12 protein-coding genes are annotated in these 15,537 nt (G+C 70.7%); 6 read left to right on the top strand and 6 right to left on the bottom strand.

All coding sequences use genetic code 11. The annotated features are described in order from the left end of the window. Positions 1–3: 3 nt before the first annotated feature. The gene (locus tag KZ829_RS25245) at positions 4–120 is read left to right on the top strand and encodes a CAP domain-containing protein (RefSeq protein ID WP_372453895.1); all 117 of its coding nucleotides are present in this window, start codon (positions 4–6) and stop codon (positions 118–120) included. A gap of 229 nt (positions 121–349) precedes the next feature. Beyond that, a complete protein-coding gene (locus KZ829_RS25240; protein WP_220146384.1) occupies positions 350–1,918 on the top strand; it encodes a pectate lyase family protein in 1,569 nt (522 codons plus the stop codon). A 94-nt stretch (positions 1,919–2,012) separates the two neighbouring features. Here KZ829_RS25240 and KZ829_RS25235 read toward each other — a convergent pair whose 3' ends face one another. Next, complete coding sequence (locus KZ829_RS25235; protein ID WP_220146383.1) at positions 2,013–3,434, bottom strand: MFS transporter; 1,422 nt, start codon at positions 3,432–3,434, stop codon at positions 2,013–2,015. 67 nt (positions 3,435–3,501) lie between these two features. Between KZ829_RS25235 and KZ829_RS25230 the strand changes: the two genes are divergently transcribed. Beyond that, on the top strand, positions 3,502–4,143 hold the full coding sequence (locus tag KZ829_RS25230) for a helix-turn-helix domain-containing protein (protein ID WP_220146382.1): 642 nt from the start codon (positions 3,502–3,504) through the stop codon (positions 4,141–4,143). Positions 4,144–4,162: 19 nt separating this feature from the next. Here KZ829_RS25230 and KZ829_RS25225 read toward each other — a convergent pair whose 3' ends face one another. Then, positions 4,163–4,399 carry a hypothetical protein gene (locus tag KZ829_RS25225; RefSeq protein ID WP_183220411.1) on the bottom strand — a complete coding sequence of 79 codons (237 nt, stop codon included), beginning with the start codon at positions 4,397–4,399 and terminating at the stop codon, positions 4,163–4,165. 265 nt (positions 4,400–4,664) lie between these two features. Between KZ829_RS25225 and KZ829_RS25220 the strand changes: the two genes are divergently transcribed. Together KZ829_RS25220 and KZ829_RS25215 are read left to right on the top strand one after the other, a co-directional pair. Continuing rightward, positions 4,665–5,942, top strand: a complete 1,278-nt coding sequence (locus tag KZ829_RS25220) for a hypothetical protein (protein WP_220146381.1) — start codon at positions 4,665–4,667, stop codon at positions 5,940–5,942. A 71-nt stretch (positions 5,943–6,013) separates the two neighbouring features. Next, positions 6,014–6,625: a dihydrofolate reductase family protein gene (locus KZ829_RS25215; RefSeq protein WP_220146380.1), complete on the top strand. Its 612-nt coding sequence runs from the start codon at positions 6,014–6,016 to the stop codon at positions 6,623–6,625. Between the two features lie 15 nt (positions 6,626–6,640). Here KZ829_RS25215 and KZ829_RS25210 read toward each other — a convergent pair whose 3' ends face one another. Then, entirely contained in the window at positions 6,641–8,584 is a 1,944-nt protein-coding gene (locus KZ829_RS25210; RefSeq protein WP_220146379.1) for a hybrid sensor histidine kinase/response regulator, read from the bottom strand. After that, complete coding sequence (locus KZ829_RS25205; protein ID WP_220146378.1) at positions 8,584–9,336, bottom strand: sensor histidine kinase; 753 nt, start codon at positions 9,334–9,336, stop codon at positions 8,584–8,586. Before KZ829_RS25205 ends, KZ829_RS25210 begins: the two co-directional genes overlap by 1 nt. Before the next feature lie 52 nt (positions 9,337–9,388). On the opposite strand from KZ829_RS25205, the gene KZ829_RS25200 reads away from it, so the two are divergent. After that, positions 9,389–13,297 carry a PAS domain S-box protein gene (locus KZ829_RS25200; RefSeq protein ID WP_220146377.1) on the top strand — a complete coding sequence of 1,303 codons (3,909 nt, stop codon included), beginning with the start codon at positions 9,389–9,391 and terminating at the stop codon, positions 13,295–13,297. Positions 13,298–13,301: 4 nt separating this feature from the next. On the opposite strand, the gene KZ829_RS25195 is transcribed toward KZ829_RS25200, so the two are convergent. Continuing rightward, positions 13,302–14,417 carry a 5-methyltetrahydropteroyltriglutamate--homocysteine S-methyltransferase gene (locus KZ829_RS25195; protein ID WP_220146376.1) on the bottom strand — a complete coding sequence of 372 codons (1,116 nt, stop codon included), beginning with the start codon at positions 14,415–14,417 and terminating at the stop codon, positions 13,302–13,304. An 85-nt stretch (positions 14,418–14,502) separates the two neighbouring features. Next, on the bottom strand, positions 14,503–15,498 hold the full coding sequence (locus KZ829_RS25190; protein ID WP_220146375.1) for a LacI family DNA-binding transcriptional regulator: 996 nt from the start codon (positions 15,496–15,498) through the stop codon (positions 14,503–14,505). Positions 15,499–15,537: the final 39 nt, after the last annotated feature.

The raw sequence follows: 15,537 nt of genomic DNA, 5'->3' as shown, positions 1-15,537 counted from the left end.
TGGATGAACAGCCCCGGCCACCGCGCCAACATCCTCAACTGCAAATCCAAGACCGTCGGCGTCGGCGTCGCCTACGCCGCCAACGGCACCCCCTACTACACCCAGGACTTCGGCTACTGACACCCCCCTCGCAAGCAGCGACGCCCCAGCCGATCCCCCTGCGGCTGGGGCGTCGCGCTGTTCGGGTGGCGTAACGCGCTTGCCACATTCACTCGGATCGCTCTATATTCTCGCACTAGGAAAGCGCTTTCCCGCATCTAGAGGCGCTCCGCGGCGGCCATCCCCAGCGTTCCACCCGCCGCCCATCCCCCATGCGCGCACCCCGATGCGCGAGAACAGGTGAAGCGAGATGAGACGATCAGTCGCTCTGCGACTCTCCGCGGTTCTGGGCGTGGCCGGCGCGGCCGGCGCGATCGCCCTGGGCCTGCCGCAGCACGAGGCCTCCGCGGCGGCGAACGCGGCCACCGGTTTCGCCAGCCAGAACGGCGGCACCACCGGCGGCGCGGGCGGGACCACCGTCAAGGCCACCACCGGCACCCAGATCCACAATGCGCTGTGCACCCGGGCGGCCAGCAACACCCCGATCATCATTCAGGTCGAGGGCACGATCAATCACGGCAACACGACCAAGGTGTCCGGCGACAGCTGCAACACCGCGGCCGACAAGATCGAGCTGAAGGAGATCAGCAACGTCACGATCGTCGGCGTCGGGGCCGGTGCGACCTTCGACCAGCTGGGCATCCACATCCGGGACTCCAGCAACATCATCATCCAGAACGTGACGGTCAAGAACGTCAAGAAGTCCGGGTCGCCGACCTCCAACGGCGGTGACGCGATCGGCATGGAGAGCACCGTCCGCAACGTCTGGGTCGACCACGCCACCCTCGAGGCCTCCGGTGGCGAGTCGGAGGGCTTCGACGGCCTCTTCGACATGAAGGACGACACCGAGTACGTGACGCTGTCCTACAGCATCCTGCGCAACTCCGGCCGGGGTGGCCTGATCGGCTCCAGCGAGAGCGACACCGGCAACAGCAACATCACGTTCCACCACAACAAATACCAGAACATCGATTCGCGTACGCCGTTGCTGCGCGGCGGGATCGCCCACATCTACAACAACCACTACGTGAGCCTCAACGAGTCGGGCATCAACTCGCGGGCCGGCGCCAAGGCCCGGGTGGACAGCAACTACTTCAAGGACTCGAAGGACGTGCTCGGCACCTTCTACACCGACGCGGCCGGCTACTGGCAGGTGTCCGGGAACATCTTCGACAACGTGACCTGGTCGGCGAAGGGCACCGACAACAACCCGGCCGGCCCGAACGTCGTGTCCAACACCAGCGTGAGCATCCCGTACTCGTTCACCGCCGACAACGCGTCCTGCGTACCGTCGATCGTCGCGGCCACCGCCGGCGCGAACACCGGCCTGAAGGTGTCGACCGGCACCTGCTCGGTGACGTCGTCGCCGAGCGCCTCGCCCACCTCGTCGCCGACCTCCAGCCCCACGTCCTCGCCGACCTCCAGCCCGACCCCGTCGCCGACCGCGACGTCCGGCACCAACCTGAGCATCGGCGCCGGCGCGGACGGTTCCAGCAAGGCCAGCGGCACCAGCTACGGAAACGTCAAGGACGGCGACGTCAGCACGTACTGGTCGCCGAGCGGCACCACCGGTGACATCTCGATCAAGTGGTCGTCGGCCACCACGGTCGGCCGCATCAACATCGTCGAGGCGTCCGGCTCGACCGGCGCGATCGGCGCGTGGCAGGTGCTCAACGGCGCGACCGGGGCGGTGCTGAAGTCGGGCACCGGGGCGGGTTCCATCTCCTTCACCGCCACCTCGACCACCAAGGTCACCTTCCGCGTCACCGGCGCGACGGCGACCCCGAAGGTCGCCGAGTTCCAGACCTTCGCCAGCTGATCCACCGAACGTGTGCCGCCCCGCCGTTTCGCCAGGCGGCGGGGCGGCACACCCCGTGAGGCAGGGCACGCCGTCCACGACGGCGCGCCCTGCCTCATTCACCGCGCCGATGGGACGACCGGGCGGAATGCGCGGCGACCGGGCCGGGCTGTGCCACGGCGGCTCTCGCCACGCCGGACGGAGACATCTGGGCCACGGCCAGGATCGCCAGCCCGCAAGCGGCGACCAGCACCCATCCGGGCCTGGTCGCCCCGGCCAACCGGTCCGGCGCCAGTCCCGCGACCATGCCCCCGGCGATCGCCACGCCGAGCGCGGCGCCGACCTGCCGGGCCGTCGAGGCGATGCCGCCGGCCAGACCGGAGCGCTCCGGCGGCAGGCCACTGACCGCGGTGTCGGTGATCGGCGCGTTCGCGAACCCCACCCCGATCCCGGCGAACAGGTAGGCGACCAGCAGAACAGCCGTCCCGGTACGGTCGCCGAGCCCGGCCAGCAGCGCCCCGCCGATCACGGTGCACGCCCCAGCCACCCGCAACGGCAGCCGCGGCCCGATCCGGCCGACCAGACGGCCGGACAGCGGCGCGCACACCGTCGCGGCCAGGGCCATCGGCAACGTGACCAGGCCCGCCTCGACCGGGCGCAGACCCCGTACCTGTTGCAGGTAGAGGGTGCCGAGCAGCAGCGTCACGTTGAGCGCCACGAAGACGGCCACCGCGCCACCGACCGCCGCGGCGAACGGCGGCCGCCGGAACAGGTCCAGGTCGATGAGCGGCTCGGCTCGCCGGGACTCGGCTCGCACGAACGCCGTCAGGGCCGCCGCGATCACGGTGTATCCAGCCAGCAGCGCCGGTGACGTCCAGCCCAGGCGCGGGCCCTCGATCAGCACCGCGACTCCTGCGCCCAGGAGCACGACCAACAGGATCTGGCCGGGCAGGTCGAGCCGCCGGGCCTTCGGGGCACGCGACTCCGGCACGAAGAGCGCGGTCAGCACCAGGACCACCGCGATGATCGGCAGGTTGGCCCAGAACACGGTCCGCCAGCCCAGCCCGGTGATCAGCGCCCCGCCGAGCACCGGCCCGGCCGCCATGCTCAGGCCGAACACCGCCGCCCACCCGCCGATCGCCCGGGCCCGCTCCCGCGGATCGGTGATCACGCTGACCACGATGGCCAGCGCCACCGGGCTCAGCATCGACCCGCCGACGCCCTGCAACGCGCGCGCCGCCACCAGGACGCCGATCGACGGGGCCAGGGCGCACGCCACCGACCCGGCGCCGAACAGCACCAGCCCGATCCGGAAGACCCGGCGACGGCCGATCCGGTCGGCCAGCGCACCCGAAGTGATCATCAAGCCGGCCAGAACCAGGGTGTACGCGTCCACCGCCCACTCCAGGTCGGCGGTCGCGAGCCGCAGGTCGTCACCGATGGCGGGCAGCGCCACGTTGACGGCCGTCGTGTCCAGTCCCACCAGGAAGATGCTGGTGGCACAGATCGCCAGCACCAGCCATCGTTGCTCTCTCATGGCGCCGATCGTCGAGCCGGCACCCCTCCCCGGCCCAGAGAACTTGCGAAGGCCGCAAAATGCTCGGGTGGACGCGGAACTGGAACGACTGCTGAACGACATCGGCCCCCGCCTGAACCGGGTGCGCCAGGATCGCGGCCTGACCCTCGACGAACTGGCCGCCGCCACCGGCATCTCGGTGAGCACCCTGTCCCGGCTGGAGTCCGGCAAGCGCCGGCCAACCCTGGACCTGCTGCTGCCGCTGGCCCGCGTCTACCGGATGTCGCTGGAGCACATGATCGGCGCCCCGCAGACCGGCGACCCGCGCGCCCACCTGACCCCGCACCACCGGGAGACCCGGACCGGCATCGACAGCGTGGTGATCCCGTTGACCACCTACCCTGGCCGGATCCAGGTGTTCAAACAGATCCTGAGCCCCACGACCGCCACGCCGACACTGGTGACGCATCCCGGGCACGCCTTCTTCTACGTACTCGCGGGCACGGTCCGGCTGCTGCTCGGCGACCGCGAACGGTTGCTGAAACCCGGCGACAACGCCGATTTCGACGCCGGCGAGCCGCACTGGTTCGGCCCCGCGGGCGACTCACCCGCCGAGATCCTCCACCTGTACGGCCCACACGGCGACCGTTTCCCGGCGGGTTGGCGACCCATGGTGGCCAAGGTCCGCGTTTCGCTTCCAGCTCCTACCGCAGAAGGAACGAAACGCTGACCTCGACCATGAACGATCTTCAGCCGCGCCGGATGTAGACGGTCACCACGCCCAGCGCACACAGCATGATCAGCGCGAAGGCCCCGACCGCGGAGTACGCGAGACCGGCGGGGATCGCCCCGTAGGCCGCGGCGCCGATGATCCCGGTCAGCCCTACGGCGGACGCCCCGGCGACGGTGAGCGAGGTCTTGATGACCCCGGCCCGATGATCGGGACTCTCCTGTCGGCGGCCCGGCCGATTGGATAACGTACTCATGTTGCTCCCCTGGTGATGGTCCTCGCACGGTCGTTTCCGGTACCGAGCAACTCGACGGCCCGCCTGCCAGCGGGCCGTCGCCTGTCCTACCGATCGGTACATCCGACCAGTCTGCCGTCCCTGACAGCCGCCGGGCCCCGTATCGGACGCCGCCTGACAAAGGTTGACCGGCGAGAATTCGCAGATGGTGACTCCCCTGAGCACGCGCTGTACCTGACCGGGCCGGTCGGCGAATCCACGGGAGCAGATGCTTAGATCCTCGATCATGGCGGATCTGCATGTTTCGAAGAAGGCGGCCGCCTTCGCGGTCACGGTGCTGGCCGTCGTCGCCGGGGCCGCGGTGTTCTGGCCGGAGCGGGAGCGGCCCGCCACCGCGACGCCGCAGCCGAGCGCCAGCGCCTCCTACCACAATCCGGAGGCCGAGGCGCGGGCCGACATCAAAGAGGTCTTCGACGCACAGGCGAAGGCGTTGCTCGCCGGGGACGAGCGAGGCTGGCTGGCGCCGCTCGACCCGGCTCTGCACGGCCGGTTCCGGATGCTCTACCGCAACCTGCGGACACTCGAGGTCAGTCACGCCCGGATCGACTTCCTCTTCCGCGAGTACGGCGAGTCTCAGGTGTCCGTCGGTGTGGAGCTCGGCTACTGCCTGAGCGCTGTCGAGTGCCCGTCCTGGGCCTCCGGCGCCGGCTTCGGCCCACCGAAGATGTTCTACACGCTGTCGATGGCGCGCCGTGCAGGCTCCTACATCGCGACCGCCGTCGGGAAGTCGCCCCTCCTCAACTATCTGGAACCGGCCCCCTGGCAGAGCGCTGATCTGCGGTTCCTCCGAGGCTCCCGGGTCATCGTCGCGGCGCCGGCCAAGTTGGCGAAGCAGCTGCCGCGGGTGCTGCGCCTCGCCGAGAAGGCCGCCGCGGTCGCCGACCGTTTCGCGGCCGCCACCGGCACCCCGCCGAAGCGTTACCGGGTCTATCTCGCCGACGACAAGGCTTGGAAGACCTGGTACGGCGGGGAGAAGAGGAAGTGGGTGGCCGGCTACCACAAGTCCCTGAACGAGACCGGAAGCGACCTCGTCCTGAACGCCGGCAAGGTGCTGGACTCCGACCGCCAGCTGCGCGAGACGATCCAGCACGAGATGGGGCACGCCGTCACCCTGCTGCCGACCGTCGACTGGCCCGATGACGATGAGGACTGGCTCGTCGAGGGCATCGCCGAGTACATCGGGTCCGCACCGGCCAAGGCGCCGAACACCGGCAGCGCCTCGGTGCTGCGCCGGTCCTTCGCCAGGCGCGGCGCCCCGAAGTCGATCGCCCTGCCCGGGCTGACCGGGAAGAGTGACGATCTGACCGTCGACACGCTGTACGCGCACAGCCACATGGCCGCGGCCTGTCTCGCCGATCGGTACGGTGAGCGCAGGCTGCTCGACTTCGCCCGCCGGGTCCTGCGGGACGGGGAGACGGCCGACGAGGCGTCGCGCGCGACGTTCGGCCGGTCCTTCACCGTCGTCGACAAGGCGTGCGTGGCCTGGATCAGAAGAAAGATCTGAACCTCCGATGAGTTCCGGCCACGGCGCCGGTCTACCCGTCGAGAGACACACGACGCGAGAGAGGCGGCACCATGGCCAAGGTCATTTCCACCCTGTTCATCTCGGCCGACGGTGTGGCGGAGATCGACCCGGACTGGCACTTCCCGTACTTCGACGAGAACATGGGCCGGGCCGTCACCGAGGACTACGAGACGGCCGACGTGCTGCTGCTGGGCCGGGAGACGTACGACAGTTTCGCCGGCGCCTGGCCGGGGCGGGAGGCCGCCGGCGGCGAGGACGCCGGGTTCGCCAAGCAGCTCGGTGACACCCGCAAGGTGGTGGCGTCCCGGCAGCGGCTGGAGTTCTCCTGGCGCAACTGCGAGCTGATCGACGGCGACCTGCTGTCGGCCGTGACGGCGCTCAAGGCCGACGCCGGGGTGAAGGGCGTGCTCATCCCCGGCTCGATCTCGGTGGTGCAGCAGCTTCTGGCCGCGGGTCTGGTCGACGAGCTGCGACTGCTGGTGCACCCGGTGGCCGCCCGTAAGGGGCGCAGGCTGTTCGACGAGGGCGGCGCGGCGTACCACCTGCGGGTGATCGCCACCGAGGTGTACCCGACCGGCGTGATCCGGGTGATCTACGCGCCCACCGAGGCGCCCGCGCCGGCCGGTTACGACGAGGCGAAGGGACAGCTCGACGCGGAGTGACGCGGTCGGCGGAGTCTACCGTCGCGCGGCCGCGGTGAGGGTGGCGTGCAGGGCGGCGAGCAGCCGGTCGGCGGTGAACGGCTTGCTGACCACGGTCACGTTCGGATCGAGCTGCCCCTGGTCGGTCATCAGCGGGTCGGCGTACCCGGACATGTAGAGCACCGGTGTGCCGGGTCGTTCCGCGGTCAGCGCCGCGGCCAGTTCCGGCCCGTTCATGTGCGGCATGACCACGTCGGTGAGCAGGGCGTCGATGGTGCCGGGATGGTCGCGGGCGACGCGCAGCGCGGCACGCCCGTCGCCGGCGGCCAGAACCGTGTAACCCGCCCGGTTCAGGATGCGCCGGGCGGCCTCGCGGACACCGTCCTCGTCGTCGGCGATCAGGATGGTCTGCCCGGTGCCGGCGGACGCGGCCGCGGGCGGCGTGGATCCGGCCGCGGGCTCGTCGGTGGCGGGCAGGTAGAGGTGCACCGTGGTGCCGTTGCCCGGCGAGGATTCCAGCACCAGTTCGCCGTGGGCCTGGCGGAGGATCCCGTACGCGGTGGCCAGCCCCAGACCCGTACCGTGGCCTTTGGGTTTGGTGGTGAAGAACGGCTCGACGGCGCGGTCCAGCACCTCGGGGCTCATGCCGTGCCCGGTGTCGTGGACGGCGATGTGCACGTTGTCCCCGTCGTTGTCGGCGGTCAGGGTGAGCGCACCGCCGTCGGGCATCGCGTCGCGGGCGTTGCTGGCGAGATTGATCAGGATCCGGGTGAGCTGGCCGCCGTCGGCGAAGATGTTGCGCACCTCCGGGTGCAGGTCGACGCTGACCGTGACGTGCCGGCCGAGCACCGGTTCGAGCAACTCGGTCACCTCGCCGAAGACGGCGTGCGGGTCGAGCACGGTGGGCTGGACGACCTCCCGACCGCCGAAGGAGAGCAGTTCGTGGGCGAGGTGCGCGGCGCGTTTGCCGGCCTGGCTGATCCGGTCCAGGTCGTCGAGCATCTCGCCGGCCCGCTCAGCGGTCAGGACGGTGCCGACGGTGTCGCGCAGCGCCTCGGCGGTGAACTCGCCGAACGACAGGATGATGTTGAGCATGTTGTTGAAGTCGTGGGCGACGGCGCCGGACAGCCGGGCGAGGCTGTCGAAGCGCTCGGCGATCCGGCGGCGCTCGGCGATCTCGTGCTCGACCACGGCGGTGACGTCGTCGACGGTGGCGACGAATCCGCCCTTCTCGTCGGTGATCTGCCGGATGGTGGTGTGCAGCCAGCGGCGGCCGCCGGGCAGGTCCTGCTCGCCGTAGAAGCTGGCCGGATCGACCGGCAGGCCGTCGTGCAGCAGATCCTCGCGGTGCCGCTGGTCGAGGCAGCACATCCAGCCGTGCCCGGCCAGCTGCTCGGGGCCGAGGCCGGTGATCTCGGCCAGACGAGGGTTGGTGTAGGTCGCGTGCAGCCCGGTGTGCCCGGAGACGATGCCGACCGGCGAGACGTCGGCGAGGGCGTGGAACCGGGCCTCGCTCGCGTCGAGGGCGAGCACCTTCTCCAACAGCTTGGCGTTCACCGTACGCAGATGCTCGGCGCCCACGTCACCGACGGCGGCCAAGCCGGTGACCGGTACGGTGTGCAGTGCGTGCTCGACCGCGGCGAGCAGGACGTCCGGGTCGGCGGACTTGGCGAGAACCTGGGTGACCCCGTACGCGGCTGCCAGCGGCAACGCCTCGTCCGGCCGGTAGTTGGCGCTGTAGAGCAGCACCGGGATGTCGGCGGTGCCCGCGTCGGCCCGCAACAGGTGGACGAACTCGTAGCCGTCCATGCCGGGCATCACCACGTCGGCGAGAACCACGTCGGGGTGCAGGCGCCGGGCCAGGTCGAGCGCCTCCGGGCCGCCGGTGGCCTCGATGACGTGGTGGCCCCCGTCGTCGAGGGTGAGGCGGGCGACCTCGCGGTTGGTGGCGCGGTCGTCAACGACGAGGACGGTGGCCATCAGAGTTCCCCCGCGCCAGGACCCGGCTGGAAGACTACGGTGCAGATGGTTCCGGCCGGTGAGGTCCGTACGGTCAGGGTGGCGCCGCAGCGGCGGGTGAGGTGCTGGGCCAGGCACAGGCCGAGCCCGGTGCCGTGCTCGTCGTGGTCGTGGGCGGCGGCGCCTCGCTCGAACGGCAGGAAGACGCGCCGCTGATCGGCGGGTGACAGGCCGGGGCCGTGGTCGGCGATCTCGACGGCCGGGCCGGTGGCCGCGTCGCCGGGGCGGACGGTGACGTGGATGTCCGGGTGGTCGGCGTACCGGACGGCGTTGGCGAGCAGCTCGGTCACCGCCTGGCGGGCGTCGTCGGGATGGGCCAGCGCACGGACCGGGCCGGCCGGCGTCCGTACGATGACGTGCCGGTCTCTCGCTGCGGCGGTCTCCCCGGTCGCGGCGACGGCGGCAGCGGCGACCGCGACGCAGTCGACCGGTTCGAGCCGGCGCTCGTCGGCCGGGGTGGCGCTGTGGGCGAAGGCGATGATCCGCTCGACCGTGCCGAGCAGCTCCGCCGCGCTGCTGTTGATCATTTCGAGCTGTCGGGCCTGCTGCGCCGGATCGGCCGTGCCGGTGGCGGCCTTGCGGGTCATCAGGCCGGTCAGGCCGATGATGCCGGTCAGCGGTCCGCGCAGCTCGTGGCCGAGCCGGGACAGGGCGTTGCCGGCGAACAGGTCGCCGGGTTCCGGCAACGCCACGACGGCGGTTGTCTGGTCCACATCTTCTCCGCGAGGTAATTTCCTAGATGCGGCTTGTATTCGCATTTTATTGGTGACGCTGGAAGTTGTGATGGTTTCTGCGGTGACCGGCGTCCGGCACCGGGTGCTGATCTGGCGGATCGCGGCGGTGGCGGCCACGGTGATCGGCGCGGCGACACTGGCCGGCCATGCGGCGCAGGCTCTCGAATGGTGGTCGATGTCGCCGACCAGTGCCGTTCTGGCCGTCACCGGCGGTGCCTCGCTGCTCTTCTCCGGCCCGGTCCGGGCCGCCGGATGGCGTCGCTGGACCGGCCGTGTCCTGGCCGTACTGATGGTGGCGATCGCGGTCAGCGCGCTGGTGGCGGCCCTCTCCGGGGCAACCACCCTCGTCGACTGGCTGTCCGGTACCGCGATGCTGCCGCCCACCGGGCCGCCGCCCGTACGTTCCCTGGTGGCGTTCGTGCTGATCGGCATGGGCCTGGTGCTGCTCGACGCCGGGCCCCGGCACGGATACCTGGCCTCGCAACTGCTGGCCGCGGCCGCCGCGCTGGTGATGGGTGTGGCGGAGCTGGCGTCGCTGTTCGGTCTGGTGTCGCTCTACTCGGACACCCTCGTATGGGTGACCCCGCCCGCCGCGCAGGCCTGCGTGCTGCTGCTGGCCTTCGGGGTGACGGTCAGCCGGCCCGGCGCGCTCGCGGTGCAGGTCTTCGGCGGCCGGTGGCTCGGCAGCCGGGCGGTGCGCCGCCTGGCGCCGGCGGTCGCGGCCGTGGTGATCCTGATCGCGTTGTCACCGGCGCTCATGGCCCGGATCGGCGTCGACGTCGAAAGCGTCGGGGCCGACATCATGGTGAGTCTGCTGCTGCTCACCCTCTATCTGGTGCTGCTGCGATCCGGCCACATGCTCAACGAGGCCGACCGGCGCCGGCAGGCGGTGATCGCCGAACTGCGCGGCCAGCGCGACTTCAACGACATCGTGCTGACCGCCCTGATCGAGGGGGTGGTGACGCTCGCCCCGGACGGCCGGGTGCTCAGCGCCAACGAGCGCTGGTCGCAGATGACCGGTTACCCGGCCGACGAGGTGATCGGAATCCACCCGCCGTACCCCTGGTGGCCGGACCGCGAACAGGATCTGCAGGTCATCCTCGGCACGGAGGGCCGGCTGGAGTTCTCCACCGACATCCGGCGCAGGGACGGCGAGAACCTGCCGATTCTCGCCACCGTCTGCCCGTTGCGCACCGACGATCACCTCAGCATGCTCATCATCACCTGCCGCGACCTGACCGACCGGGACCGGGAACAGGCGGAGCGCCGCCGGATGGCCGAGGAGCTCGACCACTTCTTCACACTCTCCGGGGACATGCTCTGCATCGCCTCGGCGGACGGCTACTTCACCCGGGTCAACCCGGCGTGGACGCGCACCTTCGGCTACAGCCTCGAGGAGGTACGCGCGCGGCCGTACCTGGCGTTCGTGCACCCGGACGACATCGACAACACCGTGCACCAGGTCCGCCTGCTGACCGAGGGCCACACATCGACGATCGATCTGGAGAACCGGTACCGCGCGCGCGACGGCAGTTACCGCTGGCTGAGCTGGAGCGCCACGCCGGCCGCGGACGGCTCGAGCATCTACGCGGTGGCCCGGGACATCACCGACCAGCGGGCCGCCGGTGAGGCGCAGGCCCGGCTCGCCGCCATCGTCGAGAGCACCGCCGACGCGATCATCGGCCGCAGCCTGGACGGCACCATCCTCAGCTGGAACCCTGCCGCCGAACGCATCTACGGCTACCCGGCCGACGACATGATCGGCCACAACGTGGACGTACTGTACCCGGCCGCCCTCCGCGACGAGCCGCAACGGATCCGGGCCCAGCTGGTCCGGGGCGAGACGGTCCACGTCCAGGACACCACCCGGGTACGCCGGGACGGCACCTCCGTGCACCTGGCGATCACCATCTCCCCGATCCGTGACCTCAACGGCAAGGTCGTCGGAGCCGCGTCCATCGCCCGCGACATCACCGACGCCAAACGGGCCGAGAAGCGGTTCCGGCAGCTCGTCCTGAGTGCTCCGGACGCCATGGTGATCGTCGGCACCGACGGCCTGATCCGGCTGGTCAACGATCAGACCGAGAGGCTGTTCGGCTATCTCGGGCACGAACTGATCGGCCGACCGGTGGAGATGCTCGTCCCGAAGCAACTGCACACCGAGCACGCCCATGATTTCCAGGAGTACCTGCGGGCGCCGGCCGCACGCCAGGTGGACCTGGGCCGGGAGCTGCTCGGGCGGCGGCAGGACGGCACGGAGTTCCCGGTGGAGATCAGCCTCGCCCCGCTGGAGACCGAGGACGGCATCCTGGTGTCCGCGGCCATCCGCGACGTGTCCGAACGCCGCCGTACCGAGCAGGCTCTGGCCACCGCCCGGGACGAGGCGCTGGCCGCGGCGCAAGCCAAGTCGCAGTTCGTGGCCATGGTCAGCCACGAGATCCGGACACCGATGAATGGCGTGATCGGCCTGACCAAGCTCCTTCTGGACACCCCGCTGGAGCCGGTCCAGCGACGATACGCCGAGTCGGTCCGCACGTCCGCCCGGGCGCTGCTGGCCATCATCAACGACATCCTGGACTTCTCCAAGATCGAGGCCGGGAAGATCACCCTGGTGGAGCAGGACTTCGCGCTCGGCGACCTGATCGAACAGGTGGTGCACGCCGCCGCGGCCGGCGCCCGGGACAAGAACATCGACGTCGTCTCCTATTACCCGGCCGACCTGCCGAGCACGGTGCGCGGCGACGAGGGCCGGCTCCGCCAGGTGCTGTTGAACCTGGTCGGCAACGCGGTCAAGTTCACCCACGAGGGGGAGGTCGTGGTCCGGTTGGACCCGCTCGGCCCGCCCCGCGACGACCGGCACCGGTTCACGTTCAGCGTCACCGACACCGGCATCGGTATCGACCCGGAACATCTGGGCCGGCTCTTCGAGCCGTTCACCCAGGCGGACAGCACGACGAGCCGCGAGTTCGGCGGCACCGGGCTGGGGCTGACCATCAGCCACCAGCTCGTCGAGTTGATGGGCGGCCACCTCCAGGTGGACAGCGAGCCCGGTCACGGCAGCCGTTTCGAGTTCACCATCACGCTCGCCGGCCCGCCGGACGGCCGGACCGGCGGGCCGTCCCGCAGTGACCTGGCCGCGCACCGGACGCTGATCGTCGACACCAACCCGATCAGCCGGCGGTTCCTCACCGAACACGTGCACGCCTGGGGCATGCAGGTCACCACCGCGGGCAGCAGCGGTGAGGCGCTCGGGCATCTGCGGACGGCCGGGGAGCGCGGGGAGCCGTACGACGTGGTGGTGCTCGACCACCGGCCCCCGGAACTGGACGCGGCCCTGCTCGGCGACGACATCGCCGCCGACCCGATGATCCGGCCGCGCCCGTTCTGCGTGCTGCTCAGCCGCGACCCGTCAGCCGAGTACCGGCTGCACGGCGACGTTCTCGCCAAACCGGTCGGCCCCTCCGCCCTCTACAACTGCCTGCTCACGCACTTCGCCGTCGACCGGGCCGCCGCTCCGGTGGTGCCACCGGAGGTGTCGGCCGGCGGTCGGGGCCGGATCCTGCTCGCCGAGGACAACGAGATCAACCAGATGGTCGCGGTCGACACGCTCAGCGCCCTCGGCTACGAGACCGACATCGCCGTCAACGGCGCCGAGGCGGTCGAACTGGCCAGCAGTCACGAATACCAGGCGATCCTGATGGACTGCCAGATGCCGCGGCTGGACGGCTACGAGGCCACCGAGCGCCTGCGCCACACCGAACAGCCCAATCAGCACACTCCGATCATCGCGATGACCGCCGGGGTGCTCGCCGAGGACCGGCAGCGAGCACTCCAGGCGGGCATGGACGACTTCCTGGCCAAACCGATCGACGCCGACAAGCTGCGCGTCACCCTGGACCGCTGGATCCACCCGGACGAGGAGCCGGCCGGCCGGAAATAGAGTCTCAGCCCCAGACCTCCGCGGCGGTCTCGGTGATCAGGCGGAGTTTGGCGACCTGCTCGTCGTAGGTGAGCGCGTTGCCCTCGACCGTGGAGGAGAACCCGCACTGCGGCGACAGCGCCAGCTGGTCGAGCGGAATGTGGCGGGCCGCCTCGTCGATGCGGCGTTTCAAGTGGTCCTTGGATTCGAGCGCGCCGCGTTTCGTGGTGACCAGGCCGAGCACGACGACCTTGCCCGGCGGGACGAACCGCAGCGGGGCGAAATCGCCGGAACGTTCGTCGTCGTATTCGAGGAAGAAGCCATCGACGGCCAGTTCCGAGAAGAGCGCCTCGGCCACGAAGTCGTAACCGCCTTCGGCCGCCCACGAGGAGCGGAAATTGCCGCGGCACATGTGGGTGGTGACGTTCAGCCCGGCGGGCCGTCCGGCGATCGCCGCGTTGATCTGCCGGATGTAGCGCAGATGCTGGTGTTCGGCGTCGTCGCCGCGTTCGGTGAGCAGCCGCCGCTGGGCCGGGTCGTTGAGGTAGGCCAGGCTGGTGTCGTCGAGTTGCAGATAGCGGCAGCCGAGGTCGGCGACCCGCCGCACCTGGTCGGCATAGGCGGCCGACAGGTCCGCCCAGAACTGTTCCTCGTCGGCGTAGACGGCCGGATCTATGGCGGCCCGGCCGCCCCGGTAATGCACCATGCTGGGCGACGGGATGGTCAGTTTCGCGGTGATCCCGGGGTCGGTCTGCGCGGCCAGGAAGGCGAAGTCGTCACCGAAGACGGTGTCCTCGAGGCGGATCGGCCCGTCCACCGCGAGGGCCGCCGATTCGAAGTCGAGTTCGCCGTTCTCGTTACGGAAATGCACCTGGATCTTCTCGTCGGTGGGCCGGATCCCACCGAGCCGGTAGATGAAGTCCATGTGCCAGGACGTGCGGCGGAATTCGCCGTCGGTGGCCGAGCGCAGACCGGCGTCGCGCTGCATGCGGACGACCTCGCGGATCGCGTCGTCCTCGACGGCCCGCAGTTCGGCCGGGGTGATCTCGCCGAGGGCGTGCTGTTCACGGGCCTTGAGCAGGCGGGGCGGGCGCAGGAGACTGCCGACGTGGTCGGCGCGGAACGGTGGCGTGTCGCGCACTGGCGTGGCTCCCTTCTTCTCCCCGCCAACCTACGCCGAACGGGTCAGAAATAGGGACAGCCGTCAATGTTCGACGCGCGACGGGTCAGGCGGAGGCCCGGAGCACCAGGGTGGGCTGGAAGATGACCGAGCGGGCCGCGCGGCCCGGTTCGTCGATGTGGGCGACCAGCAGCTGGGCCATCTCGGCGGCCATCTCCTCGACCGGCTGCCGGATCGTGGTGAGCTGCGGGCGGCACTCCAGCGCCGGGCTGCTGTCGTCGAAGCCGACGACCGCCACGTCGTCGGGGACGCGGCGGCCGCGGTCCTGCACCGCGCGCAGCGCTCCCTCGGCCATCAGGTCGCTGGCGACGAACAGGCCGTTCAGGTCGGGATGGTCGTCGAGCAGGCGGTGGGCGGCTGCCTCGCCACCGGCCCGGGTGAAGTCGCCGATCACCGCGGGGGCGTCGGCGCCGGCGGCTGTCCGGAACGCCTCCAGGCGCTCGGATCCGGCCGGGATGTCGAGCGGACCGCTGATCGTGGCCAGCCGGCGGCACCCGCGGGCGATCAGGTGCTCGGCGGCGAGCCGGGCGCCGAGGCGCTGGTCCAGGTCGACGTGGCTGACCGGCAGTGGCGCGGCCGGCCGGGACGACAGCACCGCCGGGATGCCGAGCGCGTGGACCTGGCCGGGCAGCGGGTCGTGTTCGCTGGAGCAGATCAGCAGCACCCCGTCGACGTGGCCCTGCCTCAGGTAGCGGATCACCTGATGGTGGTCGGCCGAGTCGGTGGGCACGACCACGAGGTGGACGTCGTGCGGCCGCAGCGCGCCGGTCGCGCCGGCGGTGACGCGACCGAAGTACGGGTCGGTGAAGATCCGGTTGAGGAAGGAGTGGTCGTCGGGGCGGTCCGGTTCGCTGATCACCAGGGCCACCGAGTTCGACCGGCGGGTGACCAGGCTGCGGGCGGCGACGTTGGGAACGTACCCCGTCGAAGCGATCGCGCGCTGGACCGCGTCGCGGATGCCGGGCGCCACCGAGGCCGCGTTGTTGATCACCCGGGAGACGGTGGCCCGGGAGACGCCGGCCGCGGCGGCCACCTGATCCATCGTGGGATGGTGGCCACCGCGGCCGGGTCGTGAACTCAT

Source organism: Actinoplanes hulinensis, from assembly GCF_019429605.1.
GTDB lineage: Bacteria > Actinomycetota > Actinomycetes > Mycobacteriales > Micromonosporaceae > Actinoplanes > Actinoplanes campanulatus.
The sequence above is the reverse complement of the archived record's forward strand: the minus strand, read 5'-3'. Positions and strand labels throughout refer to the sequence as shown.